This window comes from Bacillus sp. FJAT-18017, from assembly GCF_001278805.1.
Taxonomy (GTDB): domain Bacteria; phylum Bacillota; class Bacilli; order Bacillales; family Cytobacillaceae; genus Bacillus_D.
On sequence record NZ_CP012602.1, the window covers coordinates 3101904 to 3118398 of the forward strand.

Here is a 16495-nt window from a genome sequence, read left to right on the forward strand (position 1 = left end):
AGAGCATATTTTAACCAGGAAACAAATCCGAAGATAAGTACCGTTCACCTGTATCAGGAGCAAAGCATAAAACACGTGCAGAAGACGGAAGGTTTTTTGCAATTTCAACCGCATAAAACGCAGAGGCAGCACCCGAAGCGCCTACGAAAATCCCTTCTTTGGCAGCAAGTTTCCTGGCCATATCCTGTGCATCCTCATCTTTTATATGGAGAATTTTGTCATAGATTTCACGGTTTAAAATCTTGGGTATAAAACCGGGGCCTGTTCCAGGAATTTTATGCGGGCCTGGTTCCCCTCCTGATAAAACAGGTGAACCAAATGGTTCAACGACATAAATTTTCAGGTTCGGGATGGCTTTCTTCAGCTCCTCGCCTACTCTGGTTACAGTCCCTCCAGTTCCCGCTGTTACGACGAGTGCATCAAGCTTTCCTTCAAACGACTCCATAATTTCAAAAGCGGTTGTCTTGCGATGGGCATCGGAATTCGCTTCATTTTCGAACTGCATCGGGATAAAGCTATCGGGATAGTTCGAAGCTAACCGATTGGCTTCCTCAATTGCCCCGCTCATCCGCTTGCTAGCTGGTGTTAAATGAACTTCTGCGCCGTATGCTTTCAAAATTTTAACCCTTTCCTGTGTAGCATTGTCCGGCATCGTAATGATGCATCTGTATCCCTTAACAGCACAAACCATTGCGATTCCAATGCCTGTGTTTCCTGAAGTCGGTTCAATGACGGTGCTTTTTCCTGGAATGAGTTTTCCTTCTTCCTCCGCACGGTTGATCATATTGAACGCCGCACGGTCTTTCACGCTTCCCCCCGGATTAAAGGATTCCAGCTTCATATAGACCTCGGCCCCAGCTGGATCCGGCAGTTTATTCAGTTTTACGGTTGGAGTGTTTCCAATTAAATCAAGAACTGATTGATACAATTTCAAGTCTTTCACCTCGAGGACAAATTATCTAGTATTTATCATACCAAACCTTTCCGTACTGAGCCATCCAGCACAATTTAACCGATATGAAAAGGGTACCAAGCTTCAAAACTTAGTACCCATTACTATTAGTTAATGAACTGAGTATCAATTAACTTGTTAAAATCAGGCTTATCTTTCAGGAACTTCAGTTCAACGGAAGAGTCTGCAAACTGCTGGAGTACGTCCTTATTGACGTCATCAGTGAAACGGATATTTGCCCACGCAGCATCAATTACACTTTTATCTAAATCTTGCTTTGTAATTTCCTTAATGCTGTTAATCGTGATTTCCTTTGATTCTTCAGGATTTTGCTCAATGAATGCAATCGCTTCTTCCTGTGCTTTAACTATCTTGGAGATTACATCCTTATTGGAGCTTAGTTCTTTTCCGCTTGTGACAAGGATCGTATTTGGTAACGTTGTTCCATAAGAAATTTTTGAACTATCAACAATGATTTTTGCCCCAGTGTCCTTTACCAACTGGCTAGCCCAAGGTTCAGGTACCGCCGCAAGATGGACTTTGCCTGTCTCAAACATACTTGCATATTGCGCAGGGTTACCGGTTACGTGCTTCATCGTACCGCCAATCCTTGCGGAAGTAATCCCATAATCCTGAAGGAATGTTTCCATTTGAACATCATGTGTACAGCCTACACCAGGTGTAATAAAGGTTTTGCCCGCAAAATCTTCGACAGAATCAATGCCGCTCTGTTTGCTGGCTACAATGGCAGTACCGCCAGAGGAGGCGCCAGCAATGATTTTTACATCTGCACCATTTGTGAAATTGTTCATAACCGGACCAGGGCCAACAAGGCCGGCATCAATATCGCCAGTCTTCAAGGCTGTCATGAACGCTCCGCCATCTGGGAATGTCTTGTACTCGACTTCAACCTTTTCCCCTAATTCATTCTCAAAATACCCCTTTTCCCTGGCAACCATTGCCGGCGCATGGTCGATATTCGGGAAATATCCGATTACAACCTTTTCTGCGTTTTTCGCAGATCCTGACCCTGAATTAGCGCTGTCAGACCCACATCCCGCTAGAATTCCCATGCCCAGAAGAAGCGACATCCCCATTAATTTTGTCCGTTTTTTCATTATTATTCTCCTCCTTATTTACTCGTTTCCAATCCCCAGCGGCGGATAACATTTCGTTCAACACGCTGGAAGAAAAGGATATCTACAATGGTCCCAATGACTCCTATAATAATCATGATCGCGATGACCATGCTCATATTTCCAAAATCCGAAGCGTATTTAAGCGTATAACCCAGGCCAGGACCAGTACTCAAGATTTCCCCTGCCATAAGGCCGCGCCAGCCAAATGCCCAGCCAAGCCGGATTCCAGTTACAGCATAAGGTATCGAAGCGGGAAGGATTACTTTTAGGAAAAGATCAAAGCCTTTTGACCCCATCGTCTGTGCCGCCCTAATGTACAAAGGCGGAACATTTTTGATCCCCATCCTCATATTGATGGTAATCACAAGTGTTGCCCCAAGAATGACAATAAAGATTACTGATGTCTCATTAAGGCCAAACCACATAATGGCAATCGGAAGCCAGACAATGCTTGGCACGCTCTGTAGTGCAAGTACAAGGCTGCCAAGTGTTTCATCTGCTGTTTTGTTTTTGGCCAGCAAAATTCCAAGAGAAACTCCAAGAATAATAGAGATGACAAGGCCGATAGCCAATCTTCTAAAGCTTGCAGATATATCATATAGAAGGGTTTTATCCGCAATTCCACCGCTAAGCGCCTTTAGTACATCTGTAGGTGCAGGCATTAGTGCTGGAGAAATATCAAATATCCGTACAGCAGCCTGCCACCCAGCGATTAATAATGTGAAAAATATTAGTTGTTTAATTGTTCGATGCATAAGCAAGTTCCTCTTTTACTACTTTCTCTATCTCTGCCTTCAAAAGGACATTGATTCTCTCCTCTAGCTGTACCACTGCTTCAGGGTGTGACCTGCGCGGCCTCGGGATATCAACTGTAATATCCTCAAGGATTATTCCCGGCCTTGTTCCCATCACAACGATCCTGTCTGACAGTTTAATTGATTCAGAGATGCTGTGTGTGACAAAAAGAATCGTTTTCTTCGTTTCAACCCAGATTTTCTCGAGCTCATTGTGGAGCCTTGAACGAGTTTGTTCATCAAGGGCACCGAACGGCTCATCCATTAGCAGCACTTTCGGATTCATTGAAAGCGCCCTGGCAATTGAAACCCTCTGCTGCATTCCGCCTGAAAGCTCATGCGGGGAATGTTTTGTATAATTGCTCAGCTGAACCATATGCAAAAATTGATGCGCAACTTCCCTTGCCTCTTTCTTGCTCATTTCCTTGCGGAGCGGGAACATGACATTTTCCTCAATTGTCATCCAAGGAAACAAAGCCGCTTCTTGAAAAACCATTCCCCGGTCTTTTCCGGGTTTTTTTATCGGATTTCCATTCAGCATCACTTCTCCACTAGTCGGTCTTGTTAAACCTGCAACTATGGAAAGCAGAGTCGACTTCCCACAGCCAGAAGGACCTAGAATCGAAACGAATTCTCCTTCTCTTATAGAAAGATTTATATCTGATAGTACCTTGCTTGTTCCTTTTTGATTGGAAAATTGTTTATTGATATCGTTTATATTAAGAAACATCATGTCACCCACTAATCCTATAATTCTCATTAATTTAATCGGATTTATCGTTTTTATTATAATCTCAGTTTTATGTATGTCAACTAATTTAGTAATCTGTAACAAAAAGGTAAATTATACTGATGTAGTATTTCGGATAATTGTCGAATTTCAGCTGGTCAAGAAAGTTCTACGGTGGTAGGATAGGATAGGCATTTGAAAAGAAACATAGGTTAATCGGAGGTCCCTAACTTGAAAAACAGGCATGAAACAATGCAATCGGTTAATACTAGATTTTCATCTATAGAAAAAAACATATTTTCCACCTATATTCCAGGAATCATATTGACAGCACTTATTGCACTTTTGGCTCATTTTTTAGGTCAGGCCTTCCCCATTCTTGGCGGTGCAGTTATTGCTATACTTCTGGGAGTCATCATTAAACAAACGGTTGGTGTACCGTCCTTATTTTCCAAAGGCATAAGCTTTACATTAAAAAAACTCCTAAAAGCAGCCATAGTCCTGCTTGGTTTTGGTTACAGCTTTACAGAAATTTATAGTCTTGGCCTGAATGCACTCATCATTGTCCTCATAGCTGTTTTTATTGGCATCTTCCTGACATACTTCCTGGGCCGCCTGTTTAAACTGGAAGGAAATATACCCCTGCTCATCAGCCTTGGAACCGGAATTTGCGGTGCAACCGCAATTGCTACTTCAGGGCCGATCATAAAAGCTAAAGAAGAAGAAATCGTCTATGCAGTCAATACGATCTTCGCGTTTAATGTGCTTGCAGTTCTCGTGTATCCATTAATCGGACATCTATTGTCCATGACTGATCATGCTTTCGGTGTTTGGGCGGGGATAGCGATCCATGATACATCGTCTGTTGTTGCTGCGGGTTATAATTACAGCACCGCTGCCGGTGACACGTCAGTTGTTATTAAGCTCATCCGGACACTCATGCTCGTGCCAACCGCAGTCATATTGTCTGTTATGATTTCTATGAAAACAAAAGCTTCGGCGGGCGGGTCAGATAAAGTTAAGATCTCAAAAGTGTTCCCGTATTTTATCCTCGTCTTTGCAGGCGCTGCAGCACTCAACACGATCGTTCCATTACCTGATGCAGCTGTGGAGGTAACTTCCACTGTCGCAAAATATATTATCCTGATGGTAATGGCTAGTGTTGGGCTTGGGACTGACATTGGAAAAATTAAATCCGTCGGCTTACGTCCATTAATAGTTGGCCTGCTTTCATCTATACTAATGGGTGCCGTTACTTTTTTATTGGTTGGTTTGTTTTTTTAAATATGGTAAAACTATTTAAAATGTCCTTGGTATTTCATTCCAAGGACATTTTACTTCTTGGAAAAGAAAATTGTCCTTAGTTTCTGGCTTAATGGCAATTTGTGCCTTTGTATTCTGGATATTTTTGCACCGAGTGTTACCAACGACTCTCTTTACACCGTTTTGCTCATAATCTAGCAATGAAATGTTATCAATAGAGGCTCTTGGAATCGTTTTGCCTTAAATTTTATACTGAAATGTTATCAATGAAGCTTATTGGTATCGTTTTACCTAAAGTCTTGCACTGAAACGTTACCAATAGAGTTTTTAAAGATTGCTTTATTCGAAATCCAGCATTGAAATGTTACAACTCCAACATATTGCACTTCTCTTTAAATTAAAAAAGAAGCAAGGCTGCTTGCCCTTGCTCCTATATACGCGTATTAAGTTTAGCTGCCAAGCTGTACTGCTTTGGTTCCCACAGTTTTATATCCATATAGCCAGTCAACCATCTCGAATTCCTTCGCTTCTTTTTTCTCAATCAGCGTATTCCGTAAGAGTATTGAGACAGGGTATGTGGCATAAATGATTTCTCCCTGGTTCGTGCACTTCTTTGTTTTTTGGTTGTACGATTAATAAAGGTTAAAGGGCGTCAACCTAAGTCGACGCCCTTTACTTCCGATTTATGAAATCTTCTCTTCAATCGGATGATATTCTTTCTCCCAATAATCTGCATTCTTTATTCCTAATGCTTTCGGGTCAAACACGGGATCCAGGCCTTGTTTTTTCTGTCTCTCATAGTCTTTTAATGTAACAATAGCCGTTTTTGCAAGAATCAGCATTGCGATGAAATTGAGCCAGACCATTATTCCCAAGCCTGCATCTCCAAGTGCCCATGCCACTTCAGCTTCCTTTAAGGATCCATAGAACGAAGCAGCCATAATAACAACTTTTAATAAAAGCATGGCCGTTTTTTTATCGCCCCTGATTAAATAGGCAATATTGGTTTCTGCCATGTAATAATATGCCATGATCGTTGTAAAAGCGAAAAAGAATAGTGCGATTGCAACAAATCCCGCACCGAAACCGGGCAAAACACTATCTACCGCTGCCTGTGTATACTCAGGACCTGCTTTAACACCTTCCAGATTGTTTACAATAAAGGAACCGTCTTCCGCCTGTGTATTGTATGCCCCAGTAAATAAAATCATGAATGCAGTAGCGGAACAAACTAGCCATGTATCAATGTATACTGAAAATGCCTGAACGAGCCCTTGCTTGGCAGGATGCGAAACCTCTGCCGCCGCGGCTGCGTGGGCACCAGTCCCCTGGCCAGCTTCGTTGGAGTAAATCCCCCGCTTTACGCCCCAGGATATGGCCATGCCGATTAAGCCGCCGAATGCAGCGTCCGCACCAAATGCACTTCTTAAAATCAGAGCAATGACAGCAGGTACTTCGGTTATATTCATTGCAATTATGATAAATGAGAAAAGTATATATCCTAAGGCCATGAAAGGAACAATCAACTGTGCGGTGTGGGCAATCCTTTTTGTTCCGCCAATGATGATAAAGCCCAATAAAAGGACAATTACCCCTCCTGTAATGGCTCTATGGATACCAAATGCATTTTCCATCCCCAATGCAATGGAATTTGCCTGTACACCTGGCATAAGAACAGCCATCGCCAGCAAAGCTGCCAGAGCAAATAGAATCGCAAACCATTTCCAACCAATGCCTTTTTCAATATAATAAGCAGGTCCTCCGCGATATTGCCCATCTTGCTTTTCCTTATAAATTTGGGCAAGGGTGGATTCTATAAATGCGCTTGAAGCCCCTATAAATGCGACGGCCCACATCCAGAAAACCGCTCCCGGCCCACCGAACGCAATGGCAGTCGCTACACCTGCAATATTCCCCGTTCCTACACGTCCGGAAAGAGCAATCGATAATGCCTGAAATGATGAAACTCCTGCCTCCGAGCTTTTCCCCTTAAACATTAGGATAACCATGTCTTTAATGTGCCTTACCTGAGCAAACCGGGTTAAAATAGAAAATAAAAGTCCTACACCCAGAATTGTGTAAATGACCGGTGTGCTCCACAATATGGCATTTAGCAACTCGACAAGTTCTTCCAAAGTACCCCTCCTATTTTCAGAAAATTCTCCATCATTATAAAAGACCATGTTCTTATACACAAATATTAAACAGACGATAGAAATTTTCCCAACTTCCACTAGGGGTTCTCTTGGATTAATCTGCTTGCTCCAGATACCAATTAATCTATGAGAAGACGGATCCACTTAGAAAATTTAAAAAGGGAGCCAGGACATATTGCCCCTGGCTCCCCCCTTCTAGATGAAACTTCCAGCATACAAGCTAGCTTGCTTTTTCTTTGCCTTCTGGTTTTCCTATGACCAGGAGCTCCATTTGGGTTATCGACTCTGCTTTTCCTGCGAAGTTTTCTGCCTCGGCAGTGAGCATATGCTTACCGTTATTGACATTCACTTCAACAGAGAATGCGCCCTCCTTAGTTGCCTTAGTTTCACCTAGAAGTGTTTTCTTGCCAGATATCTTGCTATAAATTCGGACTGTAGCGCCTGCATCTGCCTTCCCTTTTACAACAACTGGTTGTTCGCGAACAGTTTTGCTATCAGACTCCCAAGTTGGAGCTTGAGGCAGCTGCTGCTCGGCTTCCATAGACCAGCGGATTGCATTTGCAAACAGCTTTTTGCCGTCCTTTGTCCAGCCATAATCAGGACCAATCATATTCGTCACGTTAAAGGATGAAAGGAGCAAATGCATGTGGTCTTTGCTACGGAAATCATAAGCAATGCCGTCACCCTTTTCTGTGCCATTAACATTCAGCCCGGCCAGCGTCAAACCACTGTAATTTTTGAATGTGGCATATGGACTTTTCTCAGTATGAATCCTGATCAATCCATTTTCATCAGAAGTAATACCGTTAAATAATGGGTGATCCTCCAGTGCCTCCATGTAAACAGCACCTTCATTGTATCCTTGCTGATTAGGTTCCGGACTGCCAACTGAACCAGCAAGCAATTGGATTGATCCTTCCTTAACTCCCCAAGTACCAGTAAAGATCAAGCTGACCTTGTGCTCATCACTTTCCTTTATCAACTGGTCGACCTGTTCCTTCGAACCTGAGTTTGTGTTAACTACAATCACTTTATATTTGTTAACTTGACCGAGAATATCCCAGTCTCTTTCTGCTGTGAAAATCTCCTGTTTATTTAGGAAGCTGCTTATGTTACCGTTCATATCTCCCAGGACTGCCACTTCAAACGCGTTCACCTCAAGGTTGAGGGAAACATCCGAGTTACCAATGTCAGCCTCGAACGAAGAAGGGAGATATCCTTCCCTGATAACTTCAAGTGTATATTCACCTGGAAGTAGATTCTCAAAAACGTACGAACCATCTTCCCTGCTTTGTACCTCGCCTTTGAAGTCAGGCTCGTCCTTCGGTATAAGGGTAATATTTGCCCCAGCTACAGCTTCTCCAGTTTTCTTGTCGACGACAGTCCCTTTCAGATCCGAGCCTTCAAGTGCCTCGAGTGTAAAATCAACCACCGCGGTATTGCCTGTTTCCTCGATGATCGCCTTCCTGGTCTGTTCAACATAACCGCGGGCTTGTACCTTCACATCGTATGTTCCGACACCAATTCCAATCCGGTACAATCCGGCGGCATTCGTTGCTGTTTTAACATCTTTACCCGGAATGGTCACAAGTGCATTGGCAATCGGCTTTCCTGATGCATCGGCCACGGAACCTTTTATTTCTCCTTGGCTGGCAGTCAAGGCGTAGTCAATTGCATTTACATAAATCTTCGCGGTATTATCCGTCCAGCGGTCAGCCGGGTTGCCATAGCTTCCAATTTGCAATCCTGACAGCAGGATATGGACGCTATTCGCGGAACTGAATTTAAAGCCAATTGCTCGGCCGAGATCTCCTTTTACCGGATTTGTCAGGTTTGCAAGCGTTGTGCCGCTGTAATTTTCATAATTTGCGTATTGGACGGAACCTTTCGGATTCACCAGGAATGGATACTCCTGTCCTTGCTCGAAGCCCCTGAAAATTGGGTGGTTCTGGTCGATCCGTATATTAACCTCTTTATCCGCATAGCTGCCGGTCACTCTTTGCGGGTCGTTATACGCTTTTGAGAGATCGTAAATTGAACCGAATCCAAACTGGCTGCCGAATATAATACTCGTTTCATTTTCATTAGCCTTTTCGACCATCACTTTAAAATTATCCTTCATTGCACTCGGGATATCGTTGGCAATAATCAGTTTATAATCACCAATGTTTTCAATCAATCCAGCAAACTCTGCATACGGGTAAAAATCAACCTCATATCCGTACGATTGAAGGAATGGGACAATCCTTGCCTGATTGATTGGATTTGCGAGTACTGCAATCTTTTCAGAAGCAAACATCGATAGATTCAAAACAGAAACTTCCCCTTCAGTTATTACAACTGTATTAAATACTGGTTTGAACCCCGATGCACTGATCCTGATTTCATATTCTCCTGCCGGAAGCGTCAGTTCGTAAGTACCATCTTCATTGGTCTTGCCGACAGCTGGTGTTCCCAGTACCTCAATTGTTGCACCTATGATTGAATCCTTTGTAGTTGCATCGATAACTTTCCCGCTTAGAATGCCGGCATTTTCTGACTGGATGACCAGGTTTTCATTCAGTACCTGCCCATTTCGCACCGATATCGCAAAGTCCTTATCTTTATGGCCGAATGCGCGAACAGTAACGGTATAGGATCCTTCCTCAAGCGCCGTGAAGAATTTGCCTTCCCCATCCGAAGTTATTTTTTTGCCGTTTTCCTTGATGGATACTTCACCTTTGACTGGCAAGCCCTTTTCATTCTCAATCGTCCCATGAAGTTCACCTGCAAGTGGTGCTTTTTCAGCAAGTGCCCAATCAATCGCATTCATCAAAAGCTTTTCACGGCCCTTATCAAATAACGTTAAATCTCCAGGTTGGAATGTGTGGCTGATCGTCAAGTTAGCCAAAAGGATTTCCAGCGATTGGCTGGTCCGGCCTTTATAGGCAATCATTGATCCTTTTTGGCCAGTTATTGTCTGTTCAAAATCAACAACCGTTTTACCAGAATAGCCGTTAAATCCGTAATAATAACCTGTCTTTCCTGGTATTTCGATAACATCTCCAGCCTTGAAGCCCTTAGTTAACGGATGCTCCTCTTTGACAATCCCTTTCGAATCAGTCTTATTCGTTCCCTGAATTAATTCCGCCGGATTGCCTTCATATTCCCATAGGAAGCGAATTGATCCGCTGCCCCCGGCCTGGCCTGTCCAAATAATCGATTTACGCTTTTTGTCCAATGCTTCCTGGAAGGCCTTGAATTCCGCCTGGCTCGGAACAGCATCTGGCTTGTAATCGGAATTGGCAAATACCAAATCAACAGAATCGAGCTTGTCAATGTCCTTATAGCCAAGGTATGCGACTTTGTAGCCTCGTTCTTCAAGATATTGTTTGAAGGATTTTCCCGATGCAGTAAGGTCCACAATAATCCCGATTGTAGGCGAAGAAAGCTGTTTAACCTTCAGTGTGAGTTGTTCGCCTGCCTCAAGCTTGACGTCTACCTCTTCACGCACAAAGCCTTCCTTTTCAACACGAACTGTGTAGGTTCCAGGTTCAAGTTTGCTTATGTTGAATTGACCCTGGGTATTTGTTTCAGTAGACCTTGGTTTTCCAATCACCGTCACTTTTGCTCCTGAAACCGCATTGCCGTCCTTTTCATTTTCAACTGCGCCACTGATGGAGGCAACATCTTCTGCTACATCTAGTGCTATTGACTGCGGCTCGCCGTCCAGGATTGCTGAAGCTTTCACGGTTTTGGTTTCATAACCGAAAGCACTTACTAGCAATTCATACTCTCCCTCGAGAATTGCAATTGAGTAAGCACCAGTTGCCGGCACGGTTTCTGCTGTATACGGCTGCCCCTTCACAGTAATTGCAGCCTGCAGCGGTTCCCCATTCTCATCCACAACAGTTCCACTGATTGCCGGGAACTTGGCATTGGCAGCCCAGAGTATGGCATTGAACAATATCTCTCTTCCTTCAGAAGTATAATCCTTGGCACCGTGATACGTCATGAAGCCATGTCCACCCATCAATAACTCGACACTTCCAGCGGTCCTTGGCTTATAAGCCATGCCTAGCCCATGTGACGAGCTTGTACCATCGAGCGTAATGTCAGCTAGCGGATAGCCGCTGTAATTCTTGAAGTATGCAAATGTGCTAGCGGCAGGATTGAGTATTTTTATTGCGTCACCCGCTTTAGCATTGCCGAAAATTGGATGCTCTTCCTTTACTTTATAAACAGCGGATTGAGTAGTATTACGCACTGTTGTTCGCGCTTCCGGATCTTTCCTGTAGTTAACAAGTTGGTTAATCGCAGAACCGCTCCAGTACGCATCTCCAAAAATAACACTCGTGCCCGCTTTATCAGCAGCCTTCATCGCATTTTCGAAAACTGGCTTCGTAAATGTTGTGGTGCTTGGTTCATTTATAAACACAACATCGAAATCCACCATTCTGTCAGCAGCATCCGCTGGCTGAATGTCCACTGCTTTCACACCATATTCGTTCATAAGCGCTTTAAAACTCCGGTCTGAGAAGTAATAATCGCCAATAACACCGACCCTCGGCATATTATTCAACTTCACATTGATATTACCTTCGTGGCGGGCAACATCGACAGACTGCGAATGGACTATATATCCTTCCTTCGTAAAAGTGAGCATGTACGTTTCTTCCTGCAAGCCGGCGACTTCATAACGGCCGTTTGCTGATGATACAGTCTCGGTCACCTTTTCTCCTGTGGCATTCAAGACTTCTACCTTCACTCCCGCAAGCTCAAGGTTTTTCTGGGCATCTGTAATAACCCCTGCCAATGTACCTTTTTCCGAACTTCCAAGCGTCACTGTGAGATCGGCCGGATTTCCTTTTTCAGCTGTAAATTCCACTGTTTGTGTGCCCAGCCCTGTTCCACGCACTTCAAGTGTAAATGTTCCTTGATCGTGGAAGAACTCAAATTCACCATTTTCGTTCGTATTGGTTTTTACGCCGGTTTCAACTACTTCAACACTTGCTTGAATAGGCTCACCAGATGAGTTGACAACCTTTCCCGCGACCTTCCCAAACTGAGCGTCATACAAATAATCAAGGCTATTCATAATGATTTGATTTTGCGCCTGAAGCCAGCTGTCAGTTTGCTCCCAGGGAACAGAGGCAAAGCTCGACAACAGCAGGTGAGCACTATTTTCCGACACTGCCTGATAGGCAATGCCTGAACCAACATAGCCAATTTCTGTTGTCCCGATTTTACCTATCGTCCGCCCAGTATAGTGATTAAACCAGGCAAAGTCGGCATCGTTCCCAAGCAGCGAAACCTCTGTTCCAGCCTTGTAACCCTTTAGGATTGGATGCTCTGCTTCGACTTTCAATCTGACTTCGCCAACATCATAACTATGGCCAATTTCAGCAGGATTTCCGTAATAATCCTTCAGATGGTGGATAGAACCGTAATTGGATCCCCACTGATCTGTGAACACAATGCTAACATTGTTTTCATTTGCAATATCAACAAGATTCTTGAAATCCGCCTCGCTCGGCTTGACTCCATCCGAGCCATAGCCACCGTTCAGATATAGCACCTTATAGCGGCCAATATCGTCGATAACATCCCAGCCGCGTTCCTCAACGGCATAGCCATTTTTTTCAAGCAAAGTTGTGATTTGCCCCTTGTAGTCATTCAGAACTGCTACGTCAATTGGCTGCAGCTCGAATGTAAACGCGGCTTCTTCACCAGGCTTTATAGTAATCACACCCGAACCATCTTTATAACCGCCCAGAGAGAAAGAAACGGACCACGTACCTTCAAAGACTTCTTCTTTTGTAAAAATGCCTCTGGCATCGGTCTTGCCAGTAATGCCTGCGTGATGCAAATCAATTTTGACATCCTCAAGGAGTTTTCCTGTCCGCTTATCCTTAACAGTGATTGCAACTGATCCCTTTACGGCATCCTCAAGTTGATAGTTTTTGGTAACTTTATATCCGGATACAAACTGAATCTTTTCGCTGTGCTGCTTTTTACCATAAAGTGATATGCGTACAGTATACTCCCCTGGAACATGCTTTAATGTAAAGCTGCCATCTGATTTAGCAGTTACTGAATCCCCGGTTTCTTCAACAGTCAGCGTGCCCTCAATTGGCTCACCAACGCTGTCGGTCAGTTTGCCCTGCAGGATTCCAGGAGATTGATAGCTTTGAATCCCATTTACATACGGTAAAATCACCTGTCCAGGCAGGACCGGTATCCCGGATGTACTATAAACCGGCAGAATGATATCCTTCAGCCGCTCGCCTGTAAATGCATCCAGCACAGAAACGGAACCATTCGTACTTGCAAAGAACAGCAATCCATTTGCCGTTACCGAGCCATTATTCAATGCAGTGCCGACTGCCTTGTTGCTCCATACTTCCGAGCCAGTATCCTTGTTAAAAGCGCGGAGGTTTGGCTGTGTGGCTGAGCCTATGATAACAATATTTTCAAAGACAATCGGCGAGGCTGCCTGCGTATCTCCAATATCAGCTACCTTCCACTTCTCTGTACCGGTTGCGGCATCAACCGCATAAAGGCTTCCGCCGCCGGTTGAAAAATTGATTCCCGTAAAATAGAGGACACCATTTTCAAAAACTGGCTTGGAGGCTATCCCCTCGGCAGAAAGTTTCTTTTGCCATACCTCGGTGCCGTCCTCGATTTTCAATGCGCGAATCGTTTGATTGTCATAGCTTCCGACATAGAGCAGCCCATTTCCGGTGCTTGGGCCGAAGTAAGTTGGAGCGCCAAGTTTTACACTCCACAGCTTTGCGCCTGTTTCAGGATTCAAGGCCCAAAGATGTGCATTTTCGCTAAGATCGGAGGAAACGAACAATTTTCCATCTGTTAAGATTGGGGACTCGTAAATGGCTATTCCCCCAACAAGTGTGCTCCATTTGACACTTCCTGTCTTTAACTCAAGTGCGTAGATCCTTCCATCCTGCCCTCCGGATAAATATACAGTGTCACCTTCAATGGTTGGCGACGAACGATTATTGCTGCCTAGCCTTAGTGACCACTGCTCCTTGCCTGATTTCGCGTCCAGTGCAATTACCCAGCCGCGGTCAGTCGTAAGCACTACTTTATTTTTTGCAGCTGCAGGTGTAGAGAACAGAATATCCCCTTTTCCTTCAAGGCTATATTCCCATGCCTTCTCGAGACCATCTGCATCAATTGCATTGCCTGACACGGCATTTCTTTGAAGGTTTCCGTTTGCCATCCCCCATTCCCTGGCAGCTGCAGCTTGGAGAGCTTGAACCTGCAGCTCAAGGGTAAGATTTTGGTTAACGTTAATTTCCTGCTCTTTTCCTTTAATTCCTTCTCCAGTAACCTGGATGCCGTACGTACCAGTCGGTATTTGACGGATTTCAAAATTGCCGTCAACGTCGGCACGGATTGACAAGAGTGGCGTATTCTTTAGGCGGATATAGGCGAATGGAACCGGATTTCCGGCTTCATCAACTACTTTTCCTTTCACTGCGAAGGCTTCAGCATCGTCAAGAACAATATTAACTGTTGTAACTTCACCCTTTTTCAACTGAACGGTGCCTTCATATGTTTTGTAGCCAAAGGAAGTAACTGTGACCTTATGCGATCCTTCCCTAATTTTGATAGAGTAAGTTCCTTGTTCCGAAATATTATAAGATAATCCTTCAGCTTTAATTTCAAGCTGGGCAGGAATCGACTCACCCTTGTTGTTCTTGACTGTACCGGTTAGCTCCCCTGCAAAAGCGGCTTCGGTAATAGCCTGATAAATATTTATGATCCCGTTCCCGTAAGAATCATTTGGAAGGGTTCCCATATGTGGTTCTGTTCGTACCGTGTCCTTAAGGGTTTGCTTTACCTCATCAATCGTGAGGTTCGGATTTGCCTGATAGAGAAGTGCGATAGCCCCGGTTACGTGAGGCGTTGCCATCGAAGTACCACTTATTGTATTGTATTTGCCTTTTTTAAGTTGGCCAGGCCATGCTGAATATATTTGGTGGCCTGGAGCTGAAATATCCGGCTTGATCAGGCGGTTCGTCCCACCGCTCCCGTCCTGCCAATATACTGGGCCGCGGCTTGAAAATGAGGCTACTTGGTCATATTTGTCAGTAGCGCCGACAGCGAACGATTCAGGGAAACTGCCCGGTGAACCAATCGTTTGAGCTCCGGGTCCCTCATTTCCCCCAGCGAACGACGGGAAAATCCCTGCAGATACCCACGCTTTAACATCTTCATAGAATTCGAGGTTATATGTATTCGAATTTCCCCATGAATTGTTTACAACATGCGGTGCCTTTGAAGGGTCGCCGCCCGGTGCCATGAACCATTGGAACGCCCTGTGAATGGCTGATAGGCTTGTAGAGCCGCCATCATTGAAAATCTTCGCTGCAATCCACTCTGCACCTGGTGCAACACCGACTGCCTCGCCAGCACCGCCCCCAACAGCAGTTCCGGCAACATGGGTTCCGTGGCCGTTTCCATCATCAGGTGTTTGATAGCCTTCACCTGAAAGGTCAATCCAGGAAAACTGATGATTCCCATCGCGCCCGCGGTAATTATTTTTCAGAGCTTCATGTTTTCCATCAACCCCTGAATCCATGATGCCAACTACAACTCCTTCACCTTTAAGCCCATATTGGCCCCATACTTTTGGAGCAAAGATCTTTTCAAGTCCCCACTGAGGGAGCTTTGGCGGAGCTTCATCGACAGTGATTTCCGGAAGGCTCAATGTCTCATCAAGAGTGATGGAAGCAACATCATCGCGCTGCTTCAATTCTTCTAGAGCATCCTTTGTCACCGTTGCCGTCACTCCGTTAATGATCCACAACGAATCCTTTTTCTTTGCCTTCCCTTTAGATTCCATTGCTGTTAATGCTTGATGGATGCCTTTTTGTGAGGAATTTGCTTTTTGTTTGAGATGGTTTTGAATGGCATTAATTTTGTCTGTACGAGACTTTTCCTGCTTTACCTGAGGATAGATTGACTGGAGACTGGGTTTGTCTTTCATTCTTATGATGACATTAACCTCATTGTTTTTTTCGAAGGCTTTTTGAAGTTTGGCTTCAGCCTTTTTTATTTCTGATGCATTTGCTTTTGTTTCATCGCTTTCCTCTTCAAGTGGTGGAGGATTAATCCCGAGCCCTTTCAACAAATCTGGCAGCTCAGTATGATCTCCGTCACTTTGTTCTCTTGCGGTTTCAATCTGATCGGCCACTTTGGCTTCCTGTTCACGTTTCTTCTCAAGCTGCAACTCTTCTTCGGAAAAGCTCTTTGGTTTCGAGTCGGCAGCAAACGAGATGTTCGGAGCAAAAGACGAAACTATCAGCAAAAACGCCATCATCACTACAAACCATTTTCTGATTGTTTTCTTTCTAAAGATAAGCAAACTAGTACCCCCTAAAGATTTGATACTCGAAGAATACTAGATAGACTTTAAGTTATCCTCTATTTATTTTAATATTCATAAAAATTAG

7 protein-coding genes are annotated in these 16495 nt (G+C 44.2%); 1 reads left to right on the top strand and 6 read right to left on the bottom strand.

What is annotated here, in order from left to right:
- Positions 1-10: 10 nt before the first annotated feature.
- The 4 genes from cysK to AM500_RS14615 all read right to left on the bottom strand — a co-directional run bounded on the left by cysK (position 11) and on the right by AM500_RS14615 (position 3615).
- Positions 11-934 (bottom strand): cysteine synthase A, encoded by a 924-nt coding sequence (gene cysK, locus AM500_RS14600; protein WP_053599873.1) that lies wholly within the window; start codon positions 932-934, stop codon positions 11-13.
- A gap of 125 nt (positions 935-1059) precedes the next feature.
- Positions 1060-2070, bottom strand: a complete 1011-nt coding sequence (locus tag AM500_RS14605) for an ABC transporter substrate-binding protein (RefSeq protein ID WP_053599874.1) — start codon at positions 2068-2070, stop codon at positions 1060-1062.
- A 14-nt stretch (positions 2071-2084) separates the two neighbouring features.
- Complete coding sequence (locus AM500_RS14610; protein ID WP_053599875.1) at positions 2085-2846, bottom strand: ABC transporter permease; 762 nt, start codon at positions 2844-2846, stop codon at positions 2085-2087.
- Positions 2830-3615 (bottom strand): ABC transporter ATP-binding protein, encoded by a 786-nt coding sequence (locus AM500_RS14615; protein WP_053599876.1) that lies wholly within the window; start codon positions 3613-3615, stop codon positions 2830-2832. Before AM500_RS14615 ends, AM500_RS14610 begins: the two co-directional genes overlap by 17 nt.
- A gap of 231 nt (positions 3616-3846) precedes the next feature.
- On the opposite strand from AM500_RS14615, the gene AM500_RS14620 reads away from it, so the two are divergent.
- On the top strand, positions 3847-4899 hold the full coding sequence (locus AM500_RS14620) for a YeiH family protein (RefSeq protein WP_082347240.1): 1053 nt from the start codon (positions 3847-3849) through the stop codon (positions 4897-4899).
- A 662-nt stretch (positions 4900-5561) separates the two neighbouring features.
- Here AM500_RS14620 and AM500_RS14625 read toward each other — a convergent pair.
- Together AM500_RS14625 and AM500_RS14630 are read right to left on the bottom strand one after the other, a co-directional pair.
- Complete coding sequence (locus AM500_RS14625; RefSeq protein WP_053599877.1) at positions 5562-7013, bottom strand: alanine/glycine:cation symporter family protein; 1452 nt, start codon at positions 7011-7013, stop codon at positions 5562-5564.
- Between the two features lie 241 nt (positions 7014-7254).
- Complete coding sequence (locus tag AM500_RS14630) at positions 7255-16407, bottom strand: carboxypeptidase regulatory-like domain-containing protein (protein WP_053599878.1); 9153 nt, start codon at positions 16405-16407, stop codon at positions 7255-7257.
- Positions 16408-16495 lie beyond the last annotated feature (88 nt).

Bases quoted from the DNA above. Each gene is read 5' to 3' on its own strand.
- AM500_RS14605 (WP_053599874.1), bottom strand. From the start codon at position 2,070: ATGAAAAAACGGACAAAATTAATGGGGATGTCGCTTCTTCTGGGCATG.
- AM500_RS14615 (WP_053599876.1), bottom strand. From the start codon at position 3,615: ATGTTTCTTAATATAAACGATATCAATAAACAATTTTCCAATCAAAAA.
- AM500_RS14610 (WP_053599875.1), bottom strand. From the start codon at position 2,846: ATGCATCGAACAATTAAACAACTAATATTTTTCACATTATTAATCGCT.